The 26,757-nt window shown below is 63.8% G+C and carries 31 protein-coding genes; 14 read left to right on the top strand and 17 right to left on the bottom strand.

All coding sequences use genetic code 11. The features are described from left to right. Positions 1–2,052: a glycine--tRNA ligase subunit beta gene (gene glyS, locus E2H86_RS05980; protein ID WP_133325691.1), complete on the bottom strand. Its 2,052-nt coding sequence runs from the start codon at positions 2,050–2,052 to the stop codon at positions 1–3. Then, positions 2,049–2,996: a glycine--tRNA ligase subunit alpha gene (glyQ, locus tag E2H86_RS05985; protein WP_133325693.1), complete on the bottom strand. Its 948-nt coding sequence runs from the start codon at positions 2,994–2,996 to the stop codon at positions 2,049–2,051. Before glyQ ends, glyS begins: the two co-directional genes overlap by 4 nt. A gap of 83 nt (positions 2,997–3,079) precedes the next feature. On the opposite strand from glyQ, the gene E2H86_RS05990 reads away from it, so the two are divergent. After that, entirely contained in the window at positions 3,080–3,631 is a 552-nt protein-coding gene (locus tag E2H86_RS05990; protein WP_133325695.1) for a DNA-3-methyladenine glycosylase I, read from the top strand. 41 nt (positions 3,632–3,672) lie between these two features. Beyond that, positions 3,673–4,560, top strand: coding sequence for a lysophospholipid acyltransferase (locus E2H86_RS05995; RefSeq protein ID WP_133325697.1), 888 nt, complete (start codon positions 3,673–3,675; stop codon positions 4,558–4,560). A gap of 124 nt (positions 4,561–4,684) precedes the next feature. Here the strand turns inward: E2H86_RS05995 and E2H86_RS06000 are convergent, their stop codons facing one another. From E2H86_RS06000 to def, 5 genes are read right to left on the bottom strand one after another with little or no spacing between them, the layout of a single operon-like run. Further along, positions 4,685–4,993, bottom strand: a complete 309-nt coding sequence (locus E2H86_RS06000; protein WP_133325699.1) for a tetratricopeptide repeat protein — start codon at positions 4,991–4,993, stop codon at positions 4,685–4,687. Positions 4,994–5,006: 13 nt separating this feature from the next. Then, positions 5,007–6,380 carry a Trk system potassium transporter TrkA gene (gene trkA, locus E2H86_RS06005; protein ID WP_133325701.1) on the bottom strand — a complete coding sequence of 458 codons (1,374 nt, stop codon included), beginning with the start codon at positions 6,378–6,380 and terminating at the stop codon, positions 5,007–5,009. 23 nt (positions 6,381–6,403) lie between these two features. Then, positions 6,404–7,714, bottom strand: coding sequence for a 16S rRNA (cytosine(967)-C(5))-methyltransferase RsmB (gene rsmB / locus E2H86_RS06010; protein WP_133325703.1), 1,311 nt, complete (start codon positions 7,712–7,714; stop codon positions 6,404–6,406). Further along, positions 7,711–8,643: a methionyl-tRNA formyltransferase gene (gene fmt, locus E2H86_RS06015; protein WP_133325705.1), complete on the bottom strand. Its 933-nt coding sequence runs from the start codon at positions 8,641–8,643 to the stop codon at positions 7,711–7,713. The genes rsmB and fmt overlap by 4 nt, the downstream gene beginning before the upstream one ends. Positions 8,644–8,702: 59 nt before the next feature. Then, positions 8,703–9,209 carry a peptide deformylase gene (def, locus tag E2H86_RS06020; protein ID WP_051097836.1) on the bottom strand — a complete coding sequence of 169 codons (507 nt, stop codon included), beginning with the start codon at positions 9,207–9,209 and terminating at the stop codon, positions 8,703–8,705. A gap of 206 nt (positions 9,210–9,415) precedes the next feature. On the opposite strand from def, the gene dprA reads away from it, so the two are divergent. Continuing rightward, positions 9,416–10,513 (top strand): DNA-processing protein DprA, encoded by a 1,098-nt coding sequence (gene dprA, locus E2H86_RS06025; protein ID WP_133325707.1) that lies wholly within the window; start codon positions 9,416–9,418, stop codon positions 10,511–10,513. A gap of 40 nt (positions 10,514–10,553) precedes the next feature. Next, positions 10,554–11,111: an L-threonylcarbamoyladenylate synthase gene (locus tag E2H86_RS06030; protein ID WP_133325709.1), complete on the top strand. Its 558-nt coding sequence runs from the start codon at positions 10,554–10,556 to the stop codon at positions 11,109–11,111. Positions 11,112–11,238: 127 nt separating this feature from the next. Here the strand turns inward: E2H86_RS06030 and E2H86_RS06035 are convergent, their stop codons facing one another. After that, positions 11,239–12,216 (bottom strand): NADPH:quinone reductase, encoded by a 978-nt coding sequence (locus tag E2H86_RS06035; protein ID WP_133325711.1) that lies wholly within the window; start codon positions 12,214–12,216, stop codon positions 11,239–11,241. 134 nt (positions 12,217–12,350) lie between these two features. Between E2H86_RS06035 and hemF the strand changes: the two genes are divergently transcribed. Beyond that, complete coding sequence (gene hemF, locus E2H86_RS06040) at positions 12,351–13,262, top strand: oxygen-dependent coproporphyrinogen oxidase (RefSeq protein WP_133325713.1); 912 nt, start codon at positions 12,351–12,353, stop codon at positions 13,260–13,262. Positions 13,263–13,287: 25 nt separating this feature from the next. Then, entirely contained in the window at positions 13,288–14,112 is an 825-nt protein-coding gene (aroE, locus tag E2H86_RS06045) for a shikimate dehydrogenase (protein ID WP_133325715.1), read from the top strand. Between the two features lie 6 nt (positions 14,113–14,118). Here aroE and choX read toward each other — a convergent pair whose 3' ends face one another. Both choX and betC read right to left on the bottom strand, forming a co-directional pair. Continuing rightward, positions 14,119–15,045, bottom strand: coding sequence for a choline ABC transporter substrate-binding protein (gene choX, locus E2H86_RS06050; protein ID WP_133325717.1), 927 nt, complete (start codon positions 15,043–15,045; stop codon positions 14,119–14,121). Between the two features lie 14 nt (positions 15,046–15,059). Continuing rightward, positions 15,060–16,577 (bottom strand): choline-sulfatase, encoded by a 1,518-nt coding sequence (gene betC, locus E2H86_RS06055; RefSeq protein ID WP_133325719.1) that lies wholly within the window; start codon positions 16,575–16,577, stop codon positions 15,060–15,062. 110 nt (positions 16,578–16,687) lie between these two features. Between betC and E2H86_RS06060 the strand changes: the two genes are divergently transcribed. Continuing rightward, on the top strand, positions 16,688–17,587 hold the full coding sequence (locus E2H86_RS06060; protein WP_133325721.1) for a choline sulfate utilization transcriptional regulator: 900 nt from the start codon (positions 16,688–16,690) through the stop codon (positions 17,585–17,587). A gap of 8 nt (positions 17,588–17,595) precedes the next feature. On the opposite strand, the gene E2H86_RS06065 is transcribed toward E2H86_RS06060, so the two are convergent. Next, positions 17,596–18,213 (bottom strand): NAD(P)-dependent oxidoreductase, encoded by a 618-nt coding sequence (locus tag E2H86_RS06065; RefSeq protein WP_133325723.1) that lies wholly within the window; start codon positions 18,211–18,213, stop codon positions 17,596–17,598. 53 nt (positions 18,214–18,266) lie between these two features. Here E2H86_RS06065 and E2H86_RS06070 point away from each other — a divergent pair, with 53 nt between their 5' ends. Then, entirely contained in the window at positions 18,267–18,599 is a 333-nt protein-coding gene (locus E2H86_RS06070) for a DOPA 4,5-dioxygenase family protein (RefSeq protein WP_133325725.1), read from the top strand. Positions 18,600–18,691: 92 nt separating this feature from the next. Here E2H86_RS06070 and trpA read toward each other — a convergent pair whose 3' ends face one another. Both trpA and trpB read right to left on the bottom strand, forming a co-directional pair. Continuing rightward, positions 18,692–19,501, bottom strand: coding sequence for a tryptophan synthase subunit alpha (gene trpA, locus E2H86_RS06075; RefSeq protein WP_133325727.1), 810 nt, complete (start codon positions 19,499–19,501; stop codon positions 18,692–18,694). Further along, complete coding sequence (gene trpB / locus E2H86_RS06080) at positions 19,498–20,715, bottom strand: tryptophan synthase subunit beta (RefSeq protein ID WP_133325729.1); 1,218 nt, start codon at positions 20,713–20,715, stop codon at positions 19,498–19,500. The genes trpA and trpB overlap by 4 nt, the downstream gene beginning before the upstream one ends. A gap of 109 nt (positions 20,716–20,824) precedes the next feature. On the opposite strand from trpB, the gene E2H86_RS06085 reads away from it, so the two are divergent. Next, positions 20,825–21,721 carry a LysR family transcriptional regulator gene (locus tag E2H86_RS06085; RefSeq protein ID WP_133325731.1) on the top strand — a complete coding sequence of 299 codons (897 nt, stop codon included), beginning with the start codon at positions 20,825–20,827 and terminating at the stop codon, positions 21,719–21,721. Here E2H86_RS06085 and E2H86_RS06090 read toward each other — a convergent pair. Next, on the bottom strand, positions 21,718–22,041 hold the full coding sequence (locus E2H86_RS06090; RefSeq protein ID WP_133325733.1) for a DUF883 family protein: 324 nt from the start codon (positions 22,039–22,041) through the stop codon (positions 21,718–21,720). The genes E2H86_RS06085 and E2H86_RS06090 overlap by 4 nt on opposite strands. A gap of 149 nt (positions 22,042–22,190) precedes the next feature. On the opposite strand from E2H86_RS06090, the gene E2H86_RS06095 reads away from it, so the two are divergent. Both E2H86_RS06095 and E2H86_RS06100 read left to right on the top strand, forming a co-directional pair. Continuing rightward, entirely contained in the window at positions 22,191–22,406 is a 216-nt protein-coding gene (locus E2H86_RS06095; protein WP_133325735.1) for a dodecin, read from the top strand. 97 nt (positions 22,407–22,503) lie between these two features. Further along, entirely contained in the window at positions 22,504–22,725 is a 222-nt protein-coding gene (locus tag E2H86_RS06100) for a DUF1161 domain-containing protein (protein WP_133325737.1), read from the top strand. 26 nt (positions 22,726–22,751) lie between these two features. Here the strand turns inward: E2H86_RS06100 and E2H86_RS06105 are convergent, their stop codons facing one another. Next, positions 22,752–23,756 (bottom strand): LLM class flavin-dependent oxidoreductase, encoded by a 1,005-nt coding sequence (locus E2H86_RS06105; RefSeq protein ID WP_133325739.1) that lies wholly within the window; start codon positions 23,754–23,756, stop codon positions 22,752–22,754. Positions 23,757–23,910: 154 nt separating this feature from the next. Between E2H86_RS06105 and E2H86_RS06110 the strand changes: the two genes are divergently transcribed. Beyond that, positions 23,911–24,336, top strand: coding sequence for an OsmC family protein (locus E2H86_RS06110; protein ID WP_133325741.1), 426 nt, complete (start codon positions 23,911–23,913; stop codon positions 24,334–24,336). A 74-nt stretch (positions 24,337–24,410) separates the two neighbouring features. Then, on the top strand, positions 24,411–24,644 hold the full coding sequence (locus E2H86_RS06115; protein WP_133325743.1) for a DUF1161 domain-containing protein: 234 nt from the start codon (positions 24,411–24,413) through the stop codon (positions 24,642–24,644). Between the two features lie 50 nt (positions 24,645–24,694). Here E2H86_RS06115 and E2H86_RS06120 read toward each other — a convergent pair whose 3' ends face one another. Both E2H86_RS06120 and E2H86_RS06125 read right to left on the bottom strand, forming a co-directional pair. Beyond that, positions 24,695–25,108 (bottom strand): PA0061/PA0062 family lipoprotein, encoded by a 414-nt coding sequence (locus tag E2H86_RS06120; protein WP_133325746.1) that lies wholly within the window; start codon positions 25,106–25,108, stop codon positions 24,695–24,697. Between the two features lie 55 nt (positions 25,109–25,163). Next, positions 25,164–25,577: a PA0061/PA0062 family lipoprotein gene (locus tag E2H86_RS06125; protein WP_133325748.1), complete on the bottom strand. Its 414-nt coding sequence runs from the start codon at positions 25,575–25,577 to the stop codon at positions 25,164–25,166. A gap of 83 nt (positions 25,578–25,660) precedes the next feature. Here E2H86_RS06125 and E2H86_RS06130 point away from each other — a divergent pair, with 83 nt between their 5' ends. Next, positions 25,661–26,725: an aminopeptidase gene (locus E2H86_RS06130; RefSeq protein ID WP_133325904.1), complete on the top strand. Its 1,065-nt coding sequence runs from the start codon at positions 25,661–25,663 to the stop codon at positions 26,723–26,725. Positions 26,726–26,757: the final 32 nt, after the last annotated feature.

Consider the following 26,757-nt stretch of genomic DNA (forward strand, 5'->3'; position numbering starts at 1 on the left):
TTACCCCAGCAGCGAAATATCGGCCACGCCCAGGAACAGGCCGCGCAGGCGGCTGAGCAGGGCATAACGGTTGGCGCGGACCTTGGCGTCTTCGGCGTTGACCATCACCGCTTCGAAGAAGGCATCGACCGGGTCACGCAGGGCTGCCAGGCGAGCCAGCGATTCGCTGTACTGGCGCGCTGCGGCCATCGGCTGCACGGCTTGGTCGGCCTGCTGGATGGCCGAGTACAAGGAGAACTCGTTGGCGTTGTCGAAGTACTTCGGCTCGACCTGGTCGGCGATGGCGCCTTCGGCCTTGCTCAGCAAGTTCGACACGCGCTTGTTCACCGCTGCCAGGGCTTCGGCTTCCGGCAGCTTGCGGAAAGCCTGCACGGCCTGCACGCGCTGGTCGAAGTCCAGGGCCGAACCCGGCTTCAGGGCTCGCACCGACAGGTAGGTGGCGACATCGATGCCTTCGTCTTCGTAACGCGCACGCAGGCGGTCGAAGATGAATTCCAGCACCTGGTCGGACAGGCCGGCGGCCTTGACCTTGGCACCGAACTGCTTGACCGCGAACTCGACCGCGGTGGTCAGGTCCAGGTCCAGCTGCTTCTCGATGAGGATACGCAGTACGCCCAGGGCCGCGCGGCGCAGGGCATAGGGGTCTTTGCTGCCGGTCGGCAGCATGCCGATACCGAAGATGCCGACCAGGGTGTCGAGCTTGTCGGCGATGGCCACGGCGGCACCGGTCAGGGTCTGCGGGAGTTCGGCACCGGCACCGCGCGGCATGTACTGCTCGTTCAGAGCCAGGGCGACGTCTTCCGGTTCACCGTCGTTGATCGCGTAGTAGTAACCGGCAACGCCCTGCATTTCCGGGAATTCGCCGACCATTTCGGTGGCCAGGTCGCACTTCGACAGCAGACCGGCGCGGCCTGCGCGCTGAGCGTTGCCACCGATCAGCGGAGCGATGAACGCGGCCAGTTTGGAAACACGCTCGGCTTTGTCGTACACAGTGCCAAGCTGAGCCTGGAACACCACGTTCTTGAGACGTTCGTTGAAGGTTTCCAGCGGCTGCTTCTTGTCCTGCTTGAAGAAGAACTCGGCGTCGGTCAGGCGTGGGCGCACGACCTTCTCGTTACCCTGCACGATCTGCTTGGGATCACGGCTCTCGACGTTGGCCACGGTGATGAAGCGCGGCAGCAGCTTGCCTTCGCTGTCGAGCAGGCAGAAGTACTTCTGGTTGTCCTGCATGGTGGTGATCAGGGCTTCCTGCGGCACTTCGAGGAAACGCTCCTCGAACGAGCACACCAGCGGCACCGGCCATTCCACCAAGGCGGTCACTTCGTCGAGCAGCGACGGCGGCACGATGGCGCTGCCTTCCTGCTGCAGGGCCAGTTCGGCGGTACGCTTGGCGATCAGCTCGCGACGCTCGGCGAAATCGGCCAGCACGTAGGCTTTGCGCAAGTCTTCGACGTAGTTGGCCGGCGCGGAGATGACCACGTTTTCCGGATGGTGGAAGCGGTGGCCACGGGATTGGCGACCGGCCTTCTGCGAGAGGATGGTGCAGTCGACGATCTGGTCGCCGAGCAGCATCACCAGCCACTGGGTCGGACGCACGAACTCTTCACGGCTGGCAGCCCAGCGCATGCGCTTGGGGATCGGCAGGTCGTTCAGCGAGTCCTCGACGATGGTGGGCAGCAGGCTGACGGTGGCTTTGCCCGGGATGTGCTGGGAGAAGCGCAGCTTGGCGCCGCTCTGGTCGATTTCCGACAGCTCCACGCCGCACTTCTTGGCGAAGCCCAGGGCAGCCTGGGTCGGCTCGCCGTCCTTGAAGGCCGCCTGCATGGGCGGGCCGTCGATGTTGATGCTACGGTCGGGCTGTTGCACGTCGAGCTGACGGATCAGCACCGCCAGGCGGCGTGGCGCGGCATATACCTGCTTGCCGGTGTAGTTCAGGCCGGCGGCCTGCAGACCTTTCTCGATGCCGGCCAGGAAGGCATCGCCCAGGCTCGCCAGGGCTTTGGGTGGCAGCTCTTCGGTGCCCAGTTCTACCAGGAAATCTTGAGCACTCATTGTGCAGCCTCCAGCTTCGCCAACACTTCGTCACGCAGTTCAGGGGTGGCCATCGGGAAGCCCAGGCGTGCACGGGCTTGCAGATAGCTTTGCGCCACGTCCCGGGCCAGGGTACGCACGCGCAGGATGTAACGCTGGCGCTCGGTCACCGAGATGGCGCGGCGCGCATCGAGCAGGTTGAAGGTGTGCGACGCCTTCAGGACCATTTCATAGGTCGGCAGCGGCAGCTCCAGCTTGATCAGGCGGTTGGCTTCGCTTTCGTAGAAGTCGAACAGCTCGAACAGCTTCTCGACGTTGGCGTGCTCGAAGTTGTAGGTCGACTGCTCCACTTCGTTCTGGTGGAACACGTCGCCGTAGGTGACCTTGCCGAACGGTCCGTCGGCCCAGACCAGGTCGTAGACCGAGTCGACGCCCTGGATGTACATGGCCAGGCGCTCGAGGCCGTAGGTGATTTCACCGGTGACCGGGTAGCACTCGATGCCACCGACCTGCTGGAAGTAGGTGAACTGGGTGACTTCCATGCCGTTGAGCCAGATTTCCCAGCCCAGGCCCCAGGCGCCCAGGGTCGGCGACTCCCAATTGTCTTCGACGAAGCGAATGTCGTGGACCAGCGGATCCAGGCCAATCGCTTTCAGCGAGCCGAGGTACAGCTCCTGGAAGTTGGCCGGGTTCGGCTTGAGCACCACCTGGAACTGATAGTAGTGCTGCAGGCGGTTGGGGTTCTCGCCATACCGGCCGTCGCCAGGGCGGCGGCTAGGCTGCACATAGGCGGCGTTCCAGGTTTCCGGGCCGACGGCGCGCAGGAATGTAGCGGTGTGGAAAGTGCCGGCGCCTACTTCCATATCGTAGGGCTGAAGCACCACACAACCTTGCTCGGCCCAGTAGTTCTGCAGGGCGAGGATCAGGTCTTGGAAGGTACGCACGGCTGGCGTAGGCTGGCTCACGAAATTCACCTGTATCTGGGGATGCGGATGTAAAGAGCGGGAGTATAACCTGATTCGCTTCGCCCTCTACTCATTGGAGCCTTATGCCACGCTGCTTTTGGTGTACCGACGATCCGTTGTACCAGGCCTACCACGACCAGGAGTGGGGAACGCCGCAGCGTGACCCGGCGTTGCTGTTCGAGATGCTTTTGCTCGAAGGGTTCCAGGCTGGCCTTTCCTGGATCACCGTGCTGCGTAAACGCGAGCGCTATCGCGAGGTGCTGCACGGCTTCGATCCGGTGGCCCTGGCGCAGTTGAGCGACGAACGGATCGCTGAGTTGATGCTCGACGCCGGGATCATCCGCAACCGCCTCAAACTTAACGCCGTACGGCGTAACGCCCGGGCTTGGCTGGCTGTGGATAACCCCGCCGAGTGGCTCTGGTCGTTCGTCGGCGGCGTGCCCAGGATCAACCATTTCAAGAGTCGCGACCAAGTGCCGGCAGTCACCGATGAAGCCAAGGCCATGAGCAAGGCGTTGCGCAAGGCCGGCTTCACCTTCGTCGGCCCGACCATCTGCTACGCCTTCATGCAGGCCACCGGCATGGTCATGGACCATACCATCGACTGTGATCGCTACGCCGCGCTGGCGCGCTGAAAGGGTACAATGCGCGCCTTGCTGAAATAAGGAATCCGCCTGTGGAAAAGTTCAAAGGCGCCCTGATGGTCGGGGTGCTGCGTCTGTTTGCCAAGCTGCCCTGGGGCGCGGTGCAGCGCGTGGGTGCCGGCATCGGCTGGCTGATGTGGAAAATCCCCAACGGTTCGCGCAACGTGGTTCGCATCAACCTGGCCAAGTGCTTCCCGGAGATGGATCCGGTCGAACGTGAGCAGTTGGTGGGCCGTGCATTGAAGGACATCGGCAAGTCGTTCACCGAGAGCGCCTGCGCCTGGATCTGGCCACCGCAGCGATCGCTGGAGCTGGTCAAGGAAGTGCATGGCCTGGAAGTGCTGGAGCAGGCCCTGGCCTCGGGCAAGGGCGTGGTCGGTATCACCAGCCACCTGGGCAACTGGGAAGTGCTCAACCACTTCTATTGCAGCCAGTGCAAGCCGATCATCTTCTACCGCCCGCCCAAGCTCAAGGCGGTCGATGACCTGCTGCGCGAGCAGCGTGTGCAAATGGGCAACCGCGTCGCGCCTTCGACCAAGGAAGGCATTCTCAGCGTGATCAAGGAAGTGCGCCGTGGCGGTCAGGTGGGCATTCCTGCCGACCCGGAGCCTGCCGAATCGGCGGGGGTGTTCGTGCCGTTCCTCGGCACCCAGGCGCTGACCAGCAAGTTCGTGCCGAACATGCTGGCCGGTGGCAAGGCCGTCGGGGTGTTCCTGCATGCCCTGCGCCTGCCCGACGGGTCGGGCTTCAAGGTATTCCTGGAGGCAGCCCCGGAAGCGATGTACAGCACAGATGTCACCGAATCGGCGGCGGCCATGAGCAAGGTGGTCGAGCGTTATGTGCGCGAGTATCCGAGCCAGTACATGTGGAGCATGAAGCGCTTCAAGAAGCGCCCGGCTGGCGAGCCGCGCTGGTATTGAGATCCTGGGGGCGCTTGGCGCCCCTTTCGCGACACAAGGCCGCTCCCACATCGATCGGTGTATGCAGGACCTTTGTGGGAGCGGGTTTGTCCCGCGAATGGGCTACGAAGTAGCCCCAGCCATCTCAGGCTTTATCGAGCTTCTTCAGGAACACCGCCATCTCTTTTTCGGCCTGCTTGTCGCCATGGGCCTGGGCCGCGACGATCCCGTCTTCCCAAGCCTTGCGCGCCGCCGTCAGGTCGCCCTGCAACTGATAGGCCTTGCCCAGCAGTTTCCATGCCGCGGAATACTTGGGGTCCTGCTCCACGCAGCGGGCCAGGTGCAGCGCCGCCTCGGCGCCGTTGCCCTCGTCCAGCCAGGCCTTGCCCAGGCCAAAGCGCAACAGCGGGTTATCCACACCCTTGGCGAGCATCTTCTCCAGCGATTCACGCATGCCCTGCTCTCCTTTAGAAGAAACTCAGCCCCACGTGGAACAACTTTTCCACGTCGCGGATATGCTTTTTATCCACAACGAACAAGATCACATGGTCGCCCGACTCGATCACCGTGTCATCGTGGGCGATCAGCACCTCTTCGTCGCGGATGATCGCGCCGATGGTGGTGCCCGGCGGCAACGAGATGTCTTCGATGGCCTTGCCCACCACCTTGCTCGACTTGGCGTCGCCATGGGCCACCGCTTCGATCGCCTCGGCGGCACCGCGGCGCAGCGAGTGCACGCTGACGATGTCGCCACGGCGCACGTGGGCCAGCAAGGTGCCGATGGTGGCCAGCTGCGGGCTGATGGCGATGTCGATCTCGCCGCCTTGCACCAGGTCGACATAGGCCGGGTTGTTGATGATGGTCATCACTTTGCGTGCGCCCAGGCGCTTGGCCAACAGCGAGGACATGATGTTGGCCTCGTCATCGTTGGTCAGGGCCAGGAAGATATCGGCGTCGGCGATGTTCTCTTCGAGCATCAGGTCCTTGTCCGAGGCGCTGCCCTGCAGCACCACGGTGCTTTCCAGGGTGTCGGAGAGGTAGCGGCAACGCGCCGGGCTCATCTCGATGATCTTCACCTGGTAGCGGCTTTCGATAGCCTCGGCCAGGCGTTCGCCGATCTGGCCGCCGCCGGCGATGACCACGCGCTTGTTGGTTTCGTCCAGACGCCGCAGCTCGCCCATCACCGCGCGGATGTCCTTGCGCGCGGCAATGAAGAACACTTCATCGTCGGCTTCGATCAAGGTGTCGCCGCGTGGGGTGATCGGCCGGTCGCGGCGGAAGATCGCCGCCACACGGGTGTCGACGTTGGGCATGTGGGCGCGGATCTGGCGCAGCTGCTGGCCCACCAGCGGGCCGCCGTAGTAGGCCTTGACCGCCACCAGCTGGGCCTTGCCTTCGGCGAAGTCGATCACCTGCAGCGAGCCTGGGTGTTCGATCAGGCGCTTGATGTAGTTGGTCACCACCTGTTCCGGGCTGATCAGCACGTCGACCGGAATGTGGTCGTTGTCGAACAGCTCCTCACGGCTCAGATAGGAAGATTCGCGCACCCGGGCGATCTTGGTCGGTGTGTGGAACAGCGAGTAGGCGACCTGGCAGGCCACCATGTTGGTCTCGTCGCTGTTGGTCACCGCCACCAGCATGTCGGCATCGTCGGCACCGGCCTGGCGCAGCACCGTGGGCAGAGAGCCACGCCCCTGCACGGTGCGGATGTCGAGGCGGTCGCCGAGGTCGCGCAGGCGGTCGCCGTCGGTGTCGACCACGGTGATGTCGTTGGCTTCGCTCGCCAGGTGCTCGGCCAATGTTCCGCCGACTTGTCCTGCGCCGAGGATGATGATCTTCATCCGCTACTCCCTAACCTTGGTTCTTACCCGCGTGACGCGGCGATCTTGATCAGCTTGGCATAGTAGAAGCCATCGTGGCCGCCTTCCTGGGCCAGCAACTGGCGGCCATGGGGCTGGCGCAGGCCGGCCTCGGTGGCCAGGTCCAGCTCGCGGGCGCCTGGAGTGCGGGCAAGGAACGCGTCGATGACTTCGGTGTTTTCCGTCGGCAGGCTGGAGCAGGTGGCGTACAGCAACATGCCCCCCACTTCCAGGGTCGGCCACAAGGCGTCGAGCAGCTGGCCTTGCAGCGCCGCCAGTGCCGGAATGTCATCGGCCTGGCGGGTCAGCTTGATGTCCGGGTGGCGGCGGATCACCCCGGTGGCCGAACAGGGGGCATCGAGCAGGATGCGCTGGAATGGCTTGCCATCCCACCAACTGGCGGTATCTCGGGCATCGCAGGCGATCAGCTCGGCGTCGAGCTGGAGACGGTCGAGGTTCTCGCGTACGCGGGCCAGGCGCTTGGCTTCGAGGTCGATGGCCACCACGTGGGCCAGGCCGGCTTCAGCTTCGAGCAGGTGGCAAGTTTTGCCACCCGGGGCGCAGCAGGCGTCGAGCACACGCTGGCCGGGGGCCAGTTCGAGCAGGTCGGCGGCCAGTTGTGCGGCTTCGTCCTGTACGCTCACCCATCCCTCGGCGAAGCCGGGCAGGCCACGTACGTCGCAGGCTTGGCTCAGGACGATGGCGTCGCTGCCGTATTGGCAGGCGCTGGCATCGATCCCCGCCTTGGCCAGCAAGGCCAGATAGGCGTCACGCGTGTGGTGGCGGCGGTTGACGCGCAGGATCATCGGCGGGTGGGCATTGTTGGCGGCACAGATGGCCTCCCACTGCTCCGGCCAGAAAGCCTTCAGGGACTTTTGCAGCCAGCGCGGGTGAGCGGTGCGTACCACCGGGTCGCGCTCCATGTCGGCGAGCAAAGCCTCGCCTTCACGCTGGGCCCGGCGCAGCACGGCATTGAGCAGCCCCTTGGCCCATGGCTTCTTCAGCTTGTCGGCGCAGCCGACCGTCTCGCCAATGGCGGCGTGGGCCGGAATGCGTGTATAGAACAGTTGGTACAGGCCGACCAGCAGCAACGCCTGCACATCGGCGTCGGCAGCCTTGAACGGCTTCTGCAGCAGCTGTGCGGCCAGCAGGTCGAGGCGTGGCTGCCAGCGGGCGGTGCCGAACGCCAGGTCCTGGGTCAGGCCCCGGTCGCGCTCATCGACCTTGTCCAGCTGCGCCGGTAGCGAGCTGTTCAGCGACGCCTTGCCACTGAGGACGGCGGCCAGCGCGCGGGCAGCGGCGAGACGTGGATTCATTGGCCCAATACCTTGCCAGCGGCGAATTTCTCGCGGCGGCTGTTGAACAGGTCGCTGAAGTTGAGCGCCTTGCCTCCAGGCAGTTGCAGGCGGGTCAGGCTCAGGGCCTGGTCGGCGCAGGCGACCACCACGCCGTCCTTGCTGGCATCGAGAATCTCGCCCGGCGCGCCCTTGCCTGTGGACAACTTGGCGGCCAGGACCTTCACGCTTTCGCCATCCAGGGTGCTGTGGCACACCGGCCAGGGGTTGAAGGCGCGAATCAGGCGCTCCAGTTCGCTCGCCGGGCGGTTCCAGTCGATGCGCGCTTCATCCTTGTTCAGCTTGTGTGCATAGGTGGCCAGGGCATCGTCCTGGACTTCACCCTGCAGACTACCGTCGGCCAGGCCGGCGATGGCCTGCAGTACGGCGGGCGGGCCCATTTCGGCGAGGCGGTCGTGCAGGCTGCCGCCGGTATCCTCGGCACTGATCGGGGTGACCACCTTGAGCAACATGGGGCCGGTGTCCAGGCCCGCTTCCATGCGCATCACGGTCACGCCGCTCTCGGCATCGCCCGCTTCGACGGCACGCTGGATCGGCGCCGCGCCGCGCCAGCGAGGCAGCAACGAGGCGTGACTGTTGATACAGCCCAGGCGCGGGATATCCAACACCGCCTGGGGCAAGATCAGGCCGTAGGCCACCACCACCATGAGGTCTGGGGCGAGCGCGGCGAGTTCGGCCTGGGCCTCGGCGTTGCGCAGGGTCGGCGGTTGCAGCACGGGAATGTCATGGGCCACGGCCAACTGTTTTACCGGGCTCGGCATGAGTTTCTGACCACGCCCTGCGGGCCGGTCGGGTTGGGTGTAGACGGCCACGATCTCGTAGGGGCTGTCGAGCAGGGCCTTGAGGTGTTCGGCGGCAAACTCTGGAGTGCCTGCAAAGACGATGCGCATGGAGTTCTCGCTTCAAAAAAGAAAAAGGCTTGCCGGAGCAAGCCTTCTGGAAGGTGGGATCAGGCTTGCTGGCGGTGCTGCTTTTCCAGCTTCTTCTTGATCCGGTCGCGCTTGAGCTGCGACAGATAGTCGACGAACAGCTTGCCGTTGAGGTGATCGAACTCGTGCTGTACGCAGACCGCCAGCAGGCCCTCGCATTCCAGTTCGTACGGTTTGCCGTCGCGGTCCTGAGCCTTGACCCGGACCCGCAGCGGACGGTCGACGTTCTCGTAGAAGCCCGGTACCGACAGGCAGCCTTCCTGGTACTGGCCCATGTCGTGGGTCAGTTCCTCGACCGTGGGATTGATGAAGACCCGCGGCTCGCTGCGGTCTTCGCTGAGGTCCATGACCACGACCTGCTTATGCACGTTGACCTGGGTCGCGGCCAGGCCGATGCCGGGGGCTTCGTACATGGTTTCAAACATGTCGTCGATCAGCTGGCGCAGGGCGTCGTCGAACTCCGTCACCGGTTTGGCGATGGTGCGCAGGCGCGGGTCCGGGAATTCGAGAATGTTCAAAATGGCCATAGGGTCAGGCAGTCACTGTGCGTTTGGTTGAAAACTGAACACACATAATAAAGGGAATCGAGGATTTCGGCACCTGGCAAGCTCGACTAGGGTGTCTATAGGTGCGATAGCTGCCAATCAATGGACAGCTTTTCAAACTGTTACCCACAAAGTTATCCACAGCTTGTGCCACGTCGATGGCCCCTTTTCGATCAAGGATGAGCTTCATGTCGACCTACCATTCGTCGCCTTGCCCGCCCGCCGAGCTGGAGGCGCGGTTGCGTCTGCACCGCCTTCCGGAAGTGGGATTGCGTCGCTTCAGCACTCTGCTTCAAGCCTTCGGCAGTGCCTCTTCGGCGCTCAGTGCACCGGCCAGTGCCTGGCGCTCGTTGGGCGTGCCGCAAGCCGCTATCGATGCCCGACGCTGCCCCCTCGTGCGTGATGGCGCCCTGGCCGCGCTGGCCTGGATAGAGCGTCCCGGCCAGCATTTACTGATGTGGGACGGCCCTGGGTACCCCGCTTTGCTGGCAGAGATCGACGATCCTCCACCGCTGCTCTTCGTCGCTGGCGATCCTGCTCTGCTCGAGCGTCCGCAGTTGGCTATCGTGGGCAGCAGACGTGCTTCACCGACCGCGCTGGACACCGCCAGGGCATTTTCCCGCCGCCTGGCCCAGGCCGGTTTCACCATCACCAGCGGCCTTGCTCTGGGCATTGACGGCGCCGCTCATCGGGCGGCCCTGCAGGTCGGAGGTAGCACGATTGGGGTGCTCGGCACCGGCTTGCAAAAACTTTATCCACAACGCCATCTTGAGCTGGCCGGGGCAATGCTCGACAGCGGCGGAGCGCTGGTTTCCGAATACCCACTGGACGCCGGGCCACAACCGGGCAACTTCCCCAGGCGCAATCGCATCATCAGTGGCCTGTCGCTGGGCGTTCTGGTGATCGAGGCGAGTCTGGCCAGCGGCTCGCTGATTACCGCGCGTTTGGCGGCCGAACAAGGCCGCGAGGTGTACGCCTTGCCCGGTTCGATCCATCATCCCGGGGCCAAGGGTTGCCACCAGCTGATCCGTGATGGTGCGCTGCTGGTGGAAGACGTCGGGCAGATACTCGACAGCCTGCAAGGTTGGCAGAACGTGCCACCAGCCGTTGTGGAAAACCCCGCTCATCCCCTGCTCGTCTTATTGCATGCCGAACCGCAGAGCAGTGAGAGCCTGGCCCTGCGCAGCCGGCAGCCGCTGGCCAAGGTGCTGGCGCAGTTGACCGAACTCGAGCTCAATGGCCAGGTCAGCAATGAAGCTGGACGTTGGTTTGCCCGCTTGGGCTAAGTACACTGCGCCCATAGCTTAAATGGCGGAGAGACATTACATGGTCAGCAGTTGGCGTGTGCAGCAAGCCGCGCGTGAAGTTCGGGCGGGCGCAGTGATTGCCTACCCCACGGAGGCGGTCTGGGGCCTGGGCTGCGATCCTTGGAACGAGGATGCGGTGTATCGCCTGCTGGCGCTCAAGTCGCGGCCTGTGGATAAGGGCTTGATCCTGGTCGCCGACAACATCCGTCAGTTCGATTTCCTCTTCGAGGACTTCCCCACCGAGTGGATCGACCGCATGGGCAGCACCTGGCCTGGGCCCAACACCTGGTTGGTACCGCATCAGGACCTGTTGCCGGAGTGGGTGACGGGGCAACATGACACCGTGGCCTTGCGGGTCAGCGATCACCCGTTGGTGCGCGAGTTGTGCGCGCTGGTGGGGCCGTTGATTTCCACGTCGTGCAATCCAGGCGGGCGCCCGGCGGCGAAGACCCGGTTGCGGGTCGAGCAGTATTTCCACGGCGAGTTGGATCTGGTGCTGGGTGGGGCGCTGGGGGGGCGCAAGAACCCGAGTGTGATTCGGGATCTTGTGACTGGCGAGGTCGTGCGTCCGGGGTGATATTGCTGCTAGAGATGGCAGGTACTTGTCTTTGGATTTTCAGTGCTCGTGAGATCGAGCGCCGCCCGCGCGGCGCTCGATATCCGCGCCGCTGCAAATCCCCAGCGTACCCCTCCAGCCCCACCCTTCAGGGCACCAACACCGTAGACCCCACAGTCCTGCGCGCCGACAATTCCGCCTGCGCCTTCGCCGCCTCGGTCAACGGATACCGCTGCTGGATATCCACCACCAGCTTCCCACTCCCAATCATCGCGAACAGATCATCCGCCATCGCCTGGGTGTTCTCGGCATTGTTGGCGTAGCTCGCCAAGGTCGGCCGGGTCACGTACAGCGAGCCCTTCTGCGCCAGGATGCCCAAGTTGACCCCGCTAACCGCGCCAGAGGCGTTGCCGAAGCTCACCATCAACCCGCGCGGGCGCACGCAGTCCAGCGAGGTCAGCCAGGTGTCGGCACCGACGCCGTCATACACCACGGCGCATTTCTGGCCGTCAGTCAGTTCCAGCACCCGCTTGGCCACATCCTCGTGGCTGTAGTCGATGGTTGCCCACGCGCCCAGCGCCTTGGCCCGCTCGGCCTTCTCGGCTGAGCTGACGGTGCCGATCAGCTTGGCGCCCAATGCCTTGGCCCACTGGCACGCCAACGAGCCCACGCCACCGGCAGCGGCATGGAACAGGATGAAGTCGTCCGGCTGCACGGCGTAGGTCTGCTTGAGCAGGTATTGGGTGGTCAGGCCCTTGAGCATCACCCCGGCTGCCTGCTCGAAGCTGATGTGCTCGGGCAGCTTGACCAGATTGGCTTCCGGCAAGGTGTGCACTTCGCTGTAGGCGCCCAGCGGCCCCGTGCCGTAGGCCACGCGGTCGCCGACCTTCAGGCGTGTCACGCCCTCGCCCACTGCCTCGACCACACCTGCACCTTCGGTGCCCAGCCCGGACGGCAGCGCAGGCGGGGCATACAATCCACCGCGGAAGTAGGTGTCGATGAAATTCAAGCCGATCGCATGGTTGCGCACTCGCACCTGCTGCGGCGCTAAGGCGGCGGGTTCGAATTCCACAAGCTGCAGCACTTCCGGGCCGCCATGCTGGCTGAACTGGATACGCTTGGCCATCTCGTACTCCTGTCGTCGGGATAGGGAAAGGCCCTCTATCGGACGCCTTTGCTTGATCGCCGTCAACTGCGGCGCGCTGGCCGCCGGTGGTATGCTACGCGGCGAATTCTTCCCTGCCCGTTCCTGGTGACCCGATGACTAGCCGCACCGAGGCCGTGAAAGCCTATCTGCTCGACCTGCAAGACCGCATCTGCTCTGCCCTCGAAAACGAGGACGGCGGCGCCCGCTTCGTCGAGGACGCCTGGGTGCGCGAAGCCGGTGGTGGTGGGCGGACGCGGGTGATCGGCGACGGCAAGGTCATCGAAAAAGGCGGGGTGAATTTCTCCCACGTATTCGGCACCGGCCTGCCGCCGTCGGCCAGTGCCCACCGTCCGGAACTGGCGGGCCGTGGCTTCGAGGCCCTGGGTGTGTCGCTGGTCATCCACCCGCATAACCCCCACGTGCCCACGTCCCACGCCAACGTGCGATTCTTCATCGCCGAAAAGGAAGGCGAGGAAGCGGTATGGTGGTTCGGCGGCGGCTTCGACCTGACCCCGTACTACGGCAACGAAGAAGACTGCATCCACTGGCACCGGGTCGCCGAGCAGGCCTGTGCGCCATTCGGTGCCGACGTGTACTCGCGTTACAAGGCCTGGTGCGACCGCTATTTCCACATCAAGCACCGTGGCGAGCCGCGGGGTATCGGCGGGCTGTTCTTCGACGACCTCAATGAATGGGATTTCGACACCTGCTTCGCCTTCATCCGCGCCATCGGCGATGCCTATGTCGAGGCCTACCTGCCAATCGTCCAGCGCCGCAAGGACACGCCTTACACTGCGCAGCAGCGTGAGTTCCAGGAGTATCGGCGTGGCCGCTACGTGGAGTTCAACCTGGTCTACGACCGAGGCACGCTGTTCGGGCTGCAGTCCGGCGGGCGGACCGAATCGATTCTGATGTCGCTGCCGCCGCAGGTGCGCTGGGGCTACGACTGGAAAGCGGCGCCGGGCAGCGAGGAAGCGCGGCTGACCGAATACTTCCTGCAAGACCGCGACTGGCTCGGCCAGTAAGCCTGTGGATAACCGGAGAAACTCCATGGACCAGTACGTCGTTTTCGGTAATCCCATCGGCCACAGCAAGTCGCCGTTGATCCACCGGCTGTTCGCCGAGCAGACCGGCCAGGATCTGGAATATTCCACCCTGCTGGCGCCACTCGACGATTTCAGTGACTGCGCCCGCGGCTTCTTCAAGCAAGGCAGTGGCGCCAACGTCACCGTGCCGTTCAAGGAAGAAGCCTACCGCTTGTGCGACAGCCTGGCCCCCCGCGCGCGGCGCGCCGGAGCGGTGAATACCCTGACCCGACTTGCCGACGGCACCCTGCAAGGCGACAACACCGATGGCGCCGGGCTGGTCCGCGACCTGACGGTGAATGCCGGCGTGACCCTGGCGGGCAAGCGCATTCTGATTCTGGGTGCCGGTGGCGCGGTACGAGGAGTGCTGGAGCCGATCCTGGCGCATAAGCCGCAATCGCTGGTGATCGCCAACCGCACGGTGGAAAAGGCCGAGCAGCTGGCCCACGAGTTCGACGAACTGGGGCCGGTGGTGGCCAGTGGATACGCCTGGTTGCAGGAGCCGGTGGATGTGATCATCAACGCCACCTCGGCGAGCCTCGCTGGCGAACTGCCGCCGATCGCCGACAGTCTGGTCGAGCCTGGCCGCACGGTGTGCTACGACATGATGTATGGCAAGGAGCCGACCCCGTTCTGCCAGTGGGCGACCAGGTTGGGGGCGGCCAAGGTGCTCGATGGTCTGGGCATGCTCGCCGAACAGGCAGCCGAGGCGTTCTTCATCTGGCGCGGAGTCCGGCCGGACACCACGCCAGTGCTGGCTGAATTGCGCCGCCAGCTCGCCCGCGGCTGATGCAGCTCAGCGGCTGGCGCTGAGGGCCGCTTCGGCGTTGCCACCGTCCCGAGTGGTCACGCCCTGCAGCCAGCCGCCGAGCGCCTGCGGATGGGCCTTGACCCAGGCCGCGGCCGCTTCGTCGAAACTGGTCTTGTTATCCACAACCTCGGCCATGATGCTGTTTTCCATGTCCAGGGTGAAGGTCAGGTTCGCCAGTAGCTTGGCCGCGTTCGGACAGGCCTGTGGATAACCCTTACGGGTCAGGGTATAGACATCGCCTTTGCTGCCGAACCACTTCTCCCCGCCAGTGAGGTAGTGCATGTTCAGCTTCACGTTCATGGGGTGTGGCGTCCAACCGAGGAAAACGATGAACTGTTGCTTCTTCGCTGCCCGGTCGACCTGCGCCAGCATCGCCTGCTCGCTGGACTCCACCAGCTTCCACTGACCAAGGTCGAATTCGTTTTTATCGATGATCTCTTTCAGCGACTGGTTCGCCGGCGCGCCGGAGCCAATCCCATAGAGCTTCTGGTCGAACTTATCAGCGTACTTGTGCAGGTCGGCGAAGTCCTTCACGCCGGCATTCCACACGTAGTCCGGCACCGCGAGAGTGAACTCGGTGCCCTGGAGGTTGCGTGACAGCCGCTGGACGTCGCCCGTGGCGACGAACTTGTCATGAAAGCCCTGCTGCGCCGGCATCCAGTTGCCAAGAAAGGCATCCACCTTGCCGTCCTTGAGGCCGCCATAGATGATCGGCACCGCCAGGTTGTCGATCTTCACCTCGTAGCCCAGGCGTTCGAGCAGCAAGCGAGCGACCGCGTTGGTCGAAGCGATGTCGCTCCAGCCGGGGTCGGCAAGCCTGACGGTGCTGCATTGGGCGTTGTCTGCGGCCTGGGCGCTGATGGCGCCGAAACCGAGTAACAGGGTCAAAGCGGTGCGGGCGAACGTGTGCATGGCGGCCTCTCTTCTCAATCCATGGGGGCGGGCTGTGGATAACGTGCCTTGCGCTCGAGGTCATCGAGATCGATGTGGTTACGCATGTATTGCTGACTGGCGTCCACGAACGGTTGGTGGTCCCAGCTTTTCAAGGTGCCGATGGCCAGGGCCTCGGCCACCAGGCGACGGCGGCGCTGGCTGGCCAGCACCTGTTGACGCAGACTGGGAATGTCCCAGCGGTGGCGCGCCTCTTCGATGAAGGCTTGCAGCAGCGCCTGATAGTCCGGGCTGCCGGCGAGGTTCTCCCGCTCGTGCGGGTCGTTGCTCAGGTCATAGAGTAGACAGGGGTCGTCTTCGCTGTACACGAATTTGTACGGTCCGCGGCGAATCATCATCAGAGGGCCGACCGTACCTTCGGCCATGTATTCGCCAATCACTTCGTCGTGCCCGCCCTGCCCTTGCAGGTGGCCGAGCAACGAGCGTCCGTCCAGGTGCAAGTCCGGCTCGACGCTGCCGCCAGCCAGTTCCACCAGGGTCGGCAGCAGGTCGCAGGTCGATACCGAGGCGCCGACCCGCTGCGCCGCGAAGCGCTTGGGTGCATGGACCAGCAGCGGTACCCGTGCCGACATTTCGAACCAGTGCATCTTGTACCAGAGGCCGCGCTCGCCAAGCATGTCGCCGTGGTCGCCGGAGAACACGATCAGAGTGTCCTCGGCCAGATTGCACTCTTCCAGGGTCTGCAAAAGCTTGCCGATGTTGTCGTCGATGTAGCTGCATGCCCCGAAGTAGGCGCGGCGAGCGGCACGAATCTTATCCACAGGCAGCGGCTTGTCCCACAGGTCGTAGACCTTCAGCAGGCGTTGCGAATGTGGGTCGAGCTGATCCTGGCTCGGCGTGTCGTGCGGCATGGGGATATCCACACCCTCGTAGCGATCCCAGTACTGCCGGGGAATGGTGTACGGGTCGTGAGGGTGGGTCATCGAAACGGTCAGGCAGAACGGCTGGCCATCATTGGCGCGCACATGGTCGTAGAGGTACTGGCGCGCCTTGAAGACCACCTCTTCATCGAAGTCCAGCTGGTTGGTGCGCACACAGGGGCCGGCTTGCAGCACCGACGACATGTTGTGATACCAGCTTGGTCGCTCATCTGGCGCGTCCCAGTTTACCGACCAGCCATAGTCTGCCGGGTAGATGTCGCTGGTCAGGCGTTCTTCGTAGCCATGCAGTTGGTCCGGCCCGCAGAAGTGCATCTTGCCCGACAGCGCGGTGCGATAGCCCAGGCGACGCAGATAGTGGGCGTACGTCGGTACGTCGCCGGGGAAGTCGGCGGCATTGTCGTAGGCACCGATGCGGCTGGGCAGTTGACCGCTGACCAGGGTGAAGCGCGACGGCGCACACAGGGGGCTGTTGCAATAGGCCGAATCGAATACCACGGCCTGCTCGGCGAGGCGGCCGAGGTGGGGCATCTGGATCGGCGAGGGACCGTAGATCGGTAGCAGCGGCGCGGCCATCTGGTCGGCCATGATGAACAGGATATTCGGGCGCGTCATGGTAGGCTTTCCATCGTCGAGGATTATGCATTTCACTTGCTTTCCACGATGAGGCCCAGGATAAATGGGGTAAAGCCCATGGCGGACAATGACTGGGATTAGCTGAGCTTATGTTTGAACACCTTGCCGAGTTTTCTCTGGAGACCCTGCGGGTGTTCGAGGCCGCGGCCCGCCTGCGCGGGTTCACCGCGGCGGCGCTGGAGCTGGGCACGACCCAGCCTGCGGTGAGCCAGCAGATCAAGCGCCTGGAGGCGCAGCTGGCGACGCGCTTGTTCGATCGGATCTACCGTGGCATCGCGCTGACCGAGGCCGGCCAGGTATTGTTCGAGCAGGTGCAGCAAGGCATGCAGTGCATGAACGAAGGCATCGCCCAGGTCAGTGGACAGGGCCAGCGCGAAGTGTTGCAGGTGGCGACTGACTTTGCCTTCGCTGCCTTCTGGTTGATGCCTCGCTTGCAGCGCTTTCACGACGCTTATCCCCAGGTGGACGTGAGTCTGGTGACCAGCGAACGCACCGAGGCGATGCTGCGCCCGGACATCGACGTAGCGGTGCTGTTCGGCGATGGTCGATTTCACCAGGGCGAGAGCCGCTGGCTGTTCGACGAGGAGGTGTTTCCGGTCTGCAGTCCCCGGTTGAGCCATGGCAAGGCCTTGCCAGCCGAGGCTTTGCAACGATTGCCCCTGCTTCATCTGCGTCCTGGCCAGGGCAGTCGCTGGTTCGATTGGGCGGGCGTGTTTCGTGGACTCGGATTGGCGAGCGCACCGCCGACCGGCTATTTGCGGTTCGACAATTACACGCTGTTGATCCAGGCGGCTATCGCGGGTCAGGGCGTGGCGATCGGCTGGGGACATCTGGTCGATGGACTGGTCGAGCAGGGCTTGTTGTGTCGCCCCGTGGAGGGCCATCTGCGTTCATCACGGGGGTATTACGCAGTACTTCCGCCGCGGAAACGGCGCGGGGCGTTGATCGCGCGATTCGTGGACTGGCTGGAGCAGGAACGTGGCCAGTAGGCCTCACCTCAGGTCACAAAGTTCAGATGCTCTCCCCGGTGCAGATCCAGCTCGAGCATATCCACCATTCCCGCTGCAATCCCGGCCAAACGCCGCACGGGCTCGGCAATCGCAGGCTCGAGGGTGCCCTGCACTGTGCGAAAATGCTCGATGCCAAGCCCTGGGCAATCCTCCGGCGCATTGATCACCGTCCAGTGCAAGTCACTGCGTTGTAGGCCATCGACAATTCGGTCGACGCAACTGCGCTGTTCGTCGGTGTAGTGCCCTGGCATGTCGAGCACAGCGAAATCGCCCACCAGCAACAGTCGGCGTATAGTCGTGCGCGCGAGCCCGGCCAGCAGTGCTGCGCTCATCCGTGTTTGAGCCGGCAGGTCGCCTGGAGCCAGTTGCGACAGCAGCGCGATCACCGCCGAACCGCCCGCCGCGGCTTGTTCGGCCTGGTCGGCGCTGTCCAGCCCACCTATCTTGAAGTGCAGACCTGGGCGCGGTGCATGGCGGTTGAGGTCCTGCACCACCGCCGTGACCTCGTGTTGGCGCGACAGCAGCTCGACCATCAGGGCATTGCCCAGGCTACTATCGGCGCCGAACAGCACCAGTTTGAAAACGGGCGTTTCGGCATTTTTCACGGCGTCACTCCCTTGCCAGATGATGAAGGGTTTGACCACTTTCAGGAGTTATCGTGCAACGGATCAAGGGATATCACGCCCACGTCTATTATGACGCCGGCACCATCGACCAGGCACGCGAGTTGTGCGAGGAAGCGGCGCGGTTGTTCCCGGTGACCATGGGGCGAATGCACCAGAAACCGGTAGGGCCGCATCCGGACTGGAGCTGCCAGTTGGCCTTCGGGCCGGAGGTGGTGGGAGTGGTGTTGCCGTGGTTGGCGTTGAATCGCAAGGGATTGGTGGTATTCCTGCACCCACTGACCGGCGATGAGCTGGTGGATCACCGCGACCACGCGATCTGGATGGGGGCTGTGCGACCGCTGAATCTTGCGGTTTTCGGTGGGTAGAGTCGTGCCGTTCGCTCGCTGGCAAGCCCGCTCTGTGGGAGCGCAGAACCGCCGCTGCCACAGAGCAGGTGCTGCCGCAAAGGCGGCGCGGATCAGCGCCGCGCGCCGCGCACCCCTTCGGCCAGCGCCGAGCACAGGCTCAGTACATCACTGACAGCCTGGTCGTCATCGTTGGCCTTGGCGATCTTGTCGACCAGCGCCGAACCCACGACCACACCATCGGCCAGGCGCGCAATTGCCGCTGCCTGCTCCGGGGTACGGATGCCGAAGCCGACGCTGATCGGCAGGTCGGTATGCCGGCGCAGGCGAGCAATGGCTTCGGTCACGTGCTCGGTGGTCGCCGAACCCGCACCGGTCACACCAGCCACCGACACGTAGTAGACGAACCCGGAACTGCGCTCCAGCACACGCGGCAGACGCACGTCGTCGGTGGTCGGGGTGGTCAGGCGGATGAAGTCGATGCCCGCGGCCTGGGCCGGGGTCGCCAGCTCGGCGTCGTGCTCGGGCGGCAGGTCGACGATGATCAGGCCATCGACGCCCGCGTCCTTGGCCTGGGCAACGAACTGCGCCACGCCGAAGCGATGGATCGGGTTGTAGTAACCCATCAGCACGATCGGCGTGGTCTGGTTATCCACTCTGAATTCACGAACCATCTGCAGGGTCTTGGCCAAGGTCTGCCCAGCGTCCAGGGCACGCAAGGTGGCCAGCTGGATGGCTACGCCATCGGCCATCGGGTCGGTGAATGGCATGCCCAGCTCGATCACATCGGCACCGGCGGCCGGCAGGCCCTTGAGGATCTGCAGCGAGGCGTCGTAGCCCGGGTCGCCGGCAGTGACGAAGGTGACCAGTGCGGAGCGGCCTTCGGCCTTGAGCTCGGCGAAGCGTTGTTCAAGACGGCTCATGCCTGTTTCTCCTGGGCTGCCATGTGGTTCATCACGGTTTGCATGTCTTTGTCGCCACGGCCCGACAGGCACACGACCATCAGGTGGTCCTTGGGCAGGGTCGGCGCGCGCTTGATCGCCTCGGCCAGGGCGTGGGAGCTCTCCAGCGCCGGGATGATGCCCTCCAGGCGGCAGGTGGCATGGAACGCGTCGAGGGCTTCATCGTCGGTGATGCTGACGTACTCGACGCGCTTCACTTCGTGCAGGTAGGCGTGCTCAGGGCCGATGCCGGGGTAGTCGAGACCGGCGGAAATCGAGTGGGCATCGGTGATCTGGCCGTCGTCGTCCTGCAGCAGGTAGGTGCGGTTGCCGTGCAACACGCCCGGTACGCCGCCGTTGAGGCTGGCCGCATGCTTGTCGGTGTGCACGCCGTGGCCGCCGGCTTCGACGCCGATGATCTGCACGCTCGGCTCTTCGAGGAATTCATGGAACAGGCCCATGGCGTTGGAGCCGCCGCCGACGCAGGCGACCAGGCTGTCAGGCAGGCGGCCTTCCTTCTCTTGCAGTTGAGCGCGGGTTTCCTTGCCGATGATCGACTGGAAATCACGAACCATGGCCGGATATGGGTGCGGGCCGGCTACGGTGCCGATCAGGTAGAAGGTATCGTCGACATTGGTGACCCAGTCGCGCAGGGCTTCGTTCATGGCGTCTTTCAGGGTGCCGGTGCCGGCGGTGACCGGGACGATCTCGGCGCCCAGCAGCTTCATACGGAACACGTTGGCCTGCTGGCGTTCGATGTCGGTGGCGCCCATGTAGATCACACAGGGCAGACCGAAGCGCGCCGCCACGGTGGCGGTGGCCACGCCGTGCATGCCGGCGCCGGTTTCGGCGATCAGACGCTTCTTGCCCATGCGCTTGGCCAGCAGCACCTGGCCGATGCAGTTGTTCACCTTGTGCGCGCCGGTGTGGTTGAGTTCTTCACGCTTGAAGAAAATCTTCGCGCCGCCGCAGTGCTCGGTCAGGCGTTCGGCGAAGTACAGTGGATTCGGCCGGCCAATGTAGTCACGCTGGAAATAGGCCAGGTCCTCGAGGAACTTCGGGTCTGCCTTGGCCGCTTCGTACTCGCGGGCCAGGTCCAGGACCAGGGGCATCAGGGTTTCGGCCACGTAGCGGCCGCCGAACGAGCCGAACAGGCCGTTGGCATCCGGGCCGGGGCGGTATTGGGTCTGGGTCATGGGGCGCTCCAGGGCGTTATGAATGAGTGATGGGCTTTACTCTAACCACGACACGCCCGGCTGAAAACCGATAAGATTGCGCTAACCTGTCAGGAAATCTCACACGACAATGGCCCACGATCTCCCCCCGCTCAATGCCCTGCGCGCATTCGAGGCCACGGCCCGACTCAACAGTGTCAGTCAGGCAGCCGAAGCGCTTCACGTTACCCACGGCGCCGTTAGCCGGCAGCTCAAGGTGTTGGAGGAGCATCTGGGGGTGGCGCTTTTCGTCAAAGATGGCCGTGGCATCAAACTCACAGATGCCGGTATCCGCCTGCGCGATGCGAGCTTCGACGCCTTCGACCGGCTGCGGGGCATCTGCGCGGAGCTCAGCCGGGATATCAGCGAGGCACCATTCGTGCTGGGCTGTTCGGGAAGTCTGCTGGCGAGGTGGTTCATACCGCGGTTGGGAAGATTGAACGCCGATCTGCCAGAGTTGCGCCTGCACCTGTCGGCTGGCGAAGGTGACCTCGACCCACGCCGTCCCGGGCTGGATGCGCTGCTGGTCTATGCCGAGCCTCCTTGGCCTGCGGACATGCAGGTGCATGTGCTGGCCGAAGAGCGCATCGGGCCGGTACTGAGCCCGCATTTCGCAGGCTTCGAGCGGCTCCGCACGGCCCCGGCGCAGGCCCTGCTGGGAGAGCCTCTGCTACACACCACCTCAAGACCCCAGGCATGGCCGACGTGGGCTGGCAAACAAGGGCTGGACGCCGGTGCCCTTCAGTATGGCCAGGCCTTCGAGCACCTTTACTACCTCTTGGAAGCGGCGGTTGCGGGCCTCGGCGTCGCCATCGCGCCGCAACCGTTGGTGGCCGATGACCTGCGTGCCGGGAGGTTGAGCGCGCCTTGGGGGTTCTCGCCGACCCGGGCGGCGCTGGCGCTATGGGTGCCGCGGCGCGCCGCAGATGGGCGCGCCGAGCAGTTGGCGCAATGGCTGCGCCGGGAGTTGGACAGTCAGTTGGCCTAGTTGCGCTTGCACAGCAACCAGGCGGCCAGCAGACCCAGCGCCCCCACCGCTACACCTGCGGTGGTCAGTGGGTGCTCCTGGGCATAGTCGCGGGTAGCGATGCCGGTTTGGCGGGTGCGGGTCTTGACCTCTTCATAGGCCTCGCCGAGCAGGCTGCGCGAGTGACGCAGCGCGCTTTCGGCATTGCTGCGAATGGTCTTGAGTGACTTCTGCGACTCCTCGGAGGCGTCGTGCTTAAGGTTTTCCAGGGCTTTGAGCAGGCTTTCGATCTCCGACTCCATGCTTTCCAGGGACGCTTTGCGCAGCGAATTGCGTGGCATGTGGACTCTCCTTCGCGGTAGGGGTGGTAAGGATTGCGACTTCCCGCTGCGTTGAAAGTGCGATCGAACTTTCAGCGCCGCCGACGGCTCGCAGGTAAACCAAGCCGGCGCTGCTAGGCTCAAATGTCACAACCTTCAAGGAGAACGTCATGAGCGATCATCACACGTACAAGAAGATCGAGTTGGTGGGGTCCTCGACCACCAGCATCGAGGACGCCATCAACAATGCACTGGCCGAAGCGGCCAAGAGCATCAAGCTGTTGGAGTGGTTCGAAGTGGTCGATACCCGTGGGCATATCCGCGACGGCAAGGTCGAGCACTACCAGGTGACGCTCAAGGTCGGCTTCCGTATCGCCAACAGCTGAGTTCGGCCGGGGCCTGAGGCCCAGGCGTGCTGATACTTTTCGAGGGTGCCGCTGCCGGCGCCCTTTTTCGGCTTCATTCAATCAGGAAAAGTGAGTGATGAATAAAGTGATGTCGGCAGTAGCGCTCATGGTGTTGGCGGGCGGAGCTTCAGCGGCGGGCAAGCCGTGCGATGAGCTCAAGGCGGAAATTGCCGCGAAGCTCGATGCCAAGGGGGTCGAAGGCTATACCCTCGAAGTGGTAGACAAGGGCGAGCCGGCGGGCAAGGTCATCGGTAGCTGCGAGGGCGGCACCAAGGAAATCGTCTACCGGCGTGGTTGATGCGCGGGGTTTGCCTGCGTATGAGGTCACGCAGTCTTGAGCGCCTGGGCCATCAGCTCATAGGAACGCACTCGGTCGGCATGCTCGTACAGGTCGCAGGTGAAGATCAGCTCATCCGCTCCGGTCTGCTCCAGCAACACCTCCACCTTGGCGCGTACTTTCTGAGGGCTACCAATCATCGCCAGGCCCAGGAAACTACCCACCGCATCGCGTTCATGGGGCAACCACAAGCCGTCCATGCTCGGCACCGGTGGGCGCTGCATCAGGCTTTGTCCTCGGATCAGCGCGAGAATGCGTTGGTACACCGAAGTGGCCAGGTACTCGGCCCGCTCGTCGGTGTCGGCAACCACCATCGGCACGCCGAGCATCACGTAGGGCTTGTCCAGGGTGGTCGAGGGCTTGAAGTGATCGCGGTAGATGCGGATCGCCTCATGCATCATGCGCGGCGCGAAATGCGAGGCGAAGGCATAGGGCATGCCGCGCATACCGGCCAGTTGAGCACTGAACAGGCTGGAGCCGAGCAGCCACATGGGCACCTCGGTATCGTGACCCGGCACGGCGATCACTTTCTGGTCATCGGTTCGCGGCCCCAGGTAGCGTGACAGCTCCTCGACGTCGTCCGGAAAATCGTCGGGACTGCCAGCACGGTCACGGCGCAAGGCATGGGCGGTCATTTGATCGGACCCCGGCGCACGGCCCAGGCCCAGATCGATCCTTCCAGGATAGAGGCTGGCCAGGGTGCCAAACTGCTCTGCGACTACCAGGGGCGCGTGATTGGGCAGCATGATACCGCCGGAGCCTACGCGAATGGTCGAGGTGCCACCTGCCAGATAGCCGATCAGCACCGAGGTGGCGGAGCTGGCGATGCCGTCCATGTTGTGATGCTCGGCCACCCAGAAACGGTTGTAACCGAAGCGTTCGACGTGGCGCGCCAGGTCCAGGGAGTTGTGCAGCGCCTGGGCAGGACCGGCGTCGGCGCGTACCGGTACCAGGTCGAGTGTGGATATTTTCAGGTCACGCAGCTGGGTCATCGGAGCCTCCGCAAAAGGTCATAGGCCAGAAGCCTTTTATTCTGTGTATGGGCAGAATCGCAGTAATCAATGCTCGCCGGTGGATTGATCTGAACTTGCTGTACGAGAGCTGCCTCTGAATCAGTACGTATGTAACCCTTGACCAGGAGGCATCATGAAAAAGACAGCATCGGCGGTTTGGCAAGGTGGACTCAAGGACGGCAAAGGCCGGATTTCCACCGAAAGCGGGGCCCTCAAGGAGAGCCCCTACGGTTTCAATACCCGCTTCGAAGGCTCGCCTGGGACCAACCCGGAAGAGCTGATCGGCGCCGCGCATGCCGGTTGTTTCTCCATGGCGCTGTCGATGATGCTCGGCGAAGCGGGGCTTACCCCGGAGCGCATCGATACCACTGCCGAAGTGAGCCTGGAGCGCGAGCCCGATGGATTCGCCATTACTGCGGTACATCTGACCCTCAAGGCCAAGGTGCCCGGTGCCAGCGAGGCGCAGTTCCTGCAGATCGCCGACAAGGCCAAAGCCGGCTGCCCGGTGTCCAAGGTGCTGAAGGCAAAGATCAGCCTGGATGCTTCGCTCGAGGGCTGAGCCGCGAACCGGTGGCAGATTGCTGTAGTCTAAAGTGCGTTGGCAGCGAGGCTGCCTTTTCGGGAGCCGTTCCTATGAAACGCGTCGTAATTGCCGCACTGGCCTCTGTCCTCGCCACTTCAGCATTAGCGGCGGTCAAACCGTGCGAAGAGCTCAAGGCCGAGATCGAAGCGAAGATCCAGGCTGCTGGCGTACCGTCCTATACCCTGGAAATCGTGCCGAACAGTGAGGTGAAGGACCAGAATATGGTCGTCGGCTCCTGCGATGGCGGAACCAAGAAGATCATCTACCAGAAGAACGATCAGTAAGCGCTCGCCCCATGGAAGCAGCCAAGGCCGCTTCCATGGGGTCGCTGCGCCTAGGGTATGCAGAACACGTTGCTCGCTTCATCCACCACCTTGTTGCGGCTGGCGTCGTACATCGCCACCTCGGGGTCCATGACCGGCGCACGGGCAACCAGGCGATAACGTTCACCGGCCTTGAAGTTATCGAAACGCACGGTGAGATAGCAGGTGCGATCCCGAGGGTCGGTGGTCAAGCCGCCTGAGTACACCTCGTAGTCGAAGCGCACCACCAATTCGTGCTTGCCGGGGGTTACCTGGAAGTAGCGGCCATCGTTCAGCCGTTGACCGTCGAGTCGGTCGGCCATGACCAGACGCCCAGGGGTCATGGTGTAGAGGTCGACCCAGGCCTGCTTGGGGTCGGCCGGCGGCAAGGGGCTGGCGCAAGCCCCCAGGGCACTGAGGGCGATCAGCATCATGGGCTGGCGCATTGCAATACTCCCGCGTGCGACTCACAAGGTACAAGCATAGCGCCGTTCAGGCGGTTCAGGTGCGCTGACAGCCCGCTGGCAGGCCTTGGCCGACGAGTTTTTGCTGGTGATCGTAGAGCTTGATCCAGGGCCGGAAGCCAATGCTGCCGGCTTGCAGCTGATAGCGCTGGCCGGCGCCGAAGTCCTTGAACGTCAGGTTGAGCTGGCAATCGCGCCACAGTGGTTCATTCACCGGGCCGATATTGCTCGGCGTTACAGGGAACTGATAGCGCACGGTCAACTCGTGGCTGCCAGGCGCTACTTCGAAGTAGCGATTGTCTGCCCATTCACGTTCGTCCACCTGGACGGCGTGCAACGATGTATCGGCATGCGGGTCTAGATCGATCCAGGCCTGATTGGGATCGGGATCGGGCAAGGTCGAGCAGGCAGATAGCAGGGTCAGCGAACTGGCGACCAACAGTGCACGCATGGCGGTACTCCCCCGGGCAAGATAGTCTTGGGCGCATTGGCCGTGAGCGAGCGGGACGACCCCAGATGGATCGAATTTTTCTTTTGCAGCGCTCGGGCCCTGGGCCACTCGACCGCATTTTCAGCAGATTGGTTCCCCTGCTGGCCGTGCTTCTGCTGAACGGTTGCAGCAGCGTCGGTTATTACGGGCAACTGGCCCAAGGGCAATGGCAACTGCTGCGGGCGCGCCAGCCTGTGGATGACGTGTTGGCCGATCCGACCAGCAGCCCGCTATTGCGCCAACGCCTGGCTCATGCGGAACAGGCGCGGCGCTTTGCCAGCGAACACCTGCAACTGCCAGATAATCGCAGCTACCGGGTCTATGCCGACCTCGGTCGACCTTATGTGGTGTGGAATGTCTTCGCGACTCCCGAGCTGTCGCTGCAACCGGTGACTCACTGCTTCCCCATCGCCGGCTGCGTCGCCTACCGCGGCTACTACCGTCAGGGCGCAGCTCGCGGTGCGGCGGCGCTGCTGCGCCAGGACGGCCTGGATGCCTATGTCGGGGGCGTCGAGGCCTATTCGACCCTGGGTTGGTTCGACGACCCGATTCTGTCGACGATGATCGGCTGGGGCGATGAGCGCCTGGCGGCGTTGATCTTTCACGAACTGGCGCACCAGCGCTTCTATGTGCGTGACGACACCGCGTTCAATGAGTCGTTTGCCACCTTCGTCGAGCAGGAGGGTGCCCGGCAATGGCGCGCGGCCCGTGGATTGCCGGCGTTGGAGGATGGCCAGGCCGGACAACGGGCGCAGTTCACCCGATTGGTACTGGCCAGTCGCGAGCGCCTGCAGGCGATCTATGCAGGTCCGCTGGACGATGCGCACAAGCGGGAGGCCAAGCAGGCCGAATTTCAGCGCCTGCGGCGCGAGTACCGGGTATTGCGCGATGGGCCGTGGGCGGGGGACAAGCGCTACGACGCTTGGATCTACGGGCCGATGAACAATGCCAAACTGCTGCCGTTTGGTCTGTACGACCAGTGGGTGCCTGCGTTCGCGGCGTTGTTTGGCGAGGTGGGCGGGAATTGGCGGCTGTTCTACCAGCGGGTGGAGCGATTGGGGCAGTTGCCGATCGAACAGCGCACAGCAGCGTTGCAGCGGTTGAGGTAAGCCGACGAGGGTTTGGGGCCGCTCTGCGGCCC

Source organism: Pseudomonas putida, assembly GCF_004357765.1.
GTDB lineage: Bacteria > Pseudomonadota > Gammaproteobacteria > Pseudomonadales > Pseudomonadaceae > Aquipseudomonas > Aquipseudomonas putida_U.

Coding starts and splice junctions, on each gene's coding strand:
- E2H86_RS06085 (WP_133325731.1), top strand. CDS start 20,825: ATGGCCCACGATCTCCCCCCGCTCAATGCCCTGCGCGCATTCGAGGCC.
- choX (WP_133325717.1), bottom strand. CDS start 15,045: ATGCACACGTTCGCCCGCACCGCTTTGACCCTGTTACTCGGTTTCGGC.
- glyS (WP_133325691.1), bottom strand. CDS start 2,052: ATGAGTGCTCAAGATTTCCTGGTAGAACTGGGCACCGAAGAGCTGCCA.
- E2H86_RS06105 (WP_133325739.1), bottom strand. CDS start 23,756: ATGACCCAGCTGCGTGACCTGAAAATATCCACACTCGACCTGGTACCG.
- E2H86_RS05990 (WP_133325695.1), top strand. CDS start 3,080: ATGCCACGCTGCTTTTGGTGTACCGACGATCCGTTGTACCAGGCCTAC.
- aroE (WP_133325715.1), top strand. CDS start 13,288: ATGGACCAGTACGTCGTTTTCGGTAATCCCATCGGCCACAGCAAGTCG.
- E2H86_RS06095 (WP_133325735.1), top strand. CDS start 22,191: ATGAGCGATCATCACACGTACAAGAAGATCGAGTTGGTGGGGTCCTCG.
- hemF (WP_133325713.1), top strand. CDS start 12,351: ATGACTAGCCGCACCGAGGCCGTGAAAGCCTATCTGCTCGACCTGCAA.
- trpA (WP_133325727.1), bottom strand. CDS start 19,501: ATGAGCCGTCTTGAACAACGCTTCGCCGAGCTCAAGGCCGAAGGCCGC.
- fmt (WP_133325705.1), bottom strand. CDS start 8,643: ATGCGCATCGTCTTTGCAGGCACTCCAGAGTTTGCCGCCGAACACCTC.
- def (WP_051097836.1), bottom strand. CDS start 9,209: ATGGCCATTTTGAACATTCTCGAATTCCCGGACCCGCGCCTGCGCACC.
- E2H86_RS06120 (WP_133325746.1), bottom strand. CDS start 25,108: ATGCGCCAGCCCATGATGCTGATCGCCCTCAGTGCCCTGGGGGCTTGC.
- betC (WP_133325719.1), bottom strand. CDS start 16,577: ATGACGCGCCCGAATATCCTGTTCATCATGGCCGACCAGATGGCCGCG.
- E2H86_RS06000 (WP_133325699.1), bottom strand. CDS start 4,993: ATGCGTGAATCGCTGGAGAAGATGCTCGCCAAGGGTGTGGATAACCCG.
- E2H86_RS06035 (WP_133325711.1), bottom strand. CDS start 12,216: ATGGCCAAGCGTATCCAGTTCAGCCAGCATGGCGGCCCGGAAGTGCTG.
- E2H86_RS06100 (WP_133325737.1), top strand. CDS start 22,504: ATGAATAAAGTGATGTCGGCAGTAGCGCTCATGGTGTTGGCGGGCGGA.
- dprA (WP_133325707.1), top strand. CDS start 9,416: ATGTCGACCTACCATTCGTCGCCTTGCCCGCCCGCCGAGCTGGAGGCG.
- E2H86_RS06060 (WP_133325721.1), top strand. CDS start 16,688: ATGTTTGAACACCTTGCCGAGTTTTCTCTGGAGACCCTGCGGGTGTTC.
- E2H86_RS06090 (WP_133325733.1), bottom strand. CDS start 22,041: ATGCCACGCAATTCGCTGCGCAAAGCGTCCCTGGAAAGCATGGAGTCG.
- E2H86_RS06110 (WP_133325741.1), top strand. CDS start 23,911: ATGAAAAAGACAGCATCGGCGGTTTGGCAAGGTGGACTCAAGGACGGC.
- trpB (WP_133325729.1), bottom strand. CDS start 20,715: ATGACCCAGACCCAATACCGCCCCGGCCCGGATGCCAACGGCCTGTTC.
- E2H86_RS06115 (WP_133325743.1), top strand. CDS start 24,411: ATGAAACGCGTCGTAATTGCCGCACTGGCCTCTGTCCTCGCCACTTCA.
- E2H86_RS06030 (WP_133325709.1), top strand. CDS start 10,554: ATGGTCAGCAGTTGGCGTGTGCAGCAAGCCGCGCGTGAAGTTCGGGCG.
- rsmB (WP_133325703.1), bottom strand. CDS start 7,714: ATGAATCCACGTCTCGCCGCTGCCCGCGCGCTGGCCGCCGTCCTCAGT.
- E2H86_RS06125 (WP_133325748.1), bottom strand. CDS start 25,577: ATGCGTGCACTGTTGGTCGCCAGTTCGCTGACCCTGCTATCTGCCTGC.
- trkA (WP_133325701.1), bottom strand. CDS start 6,380: ATGAAGATCATCATCCTCGGCGCAGGACAAGTCGGCGGAACATTGGCC.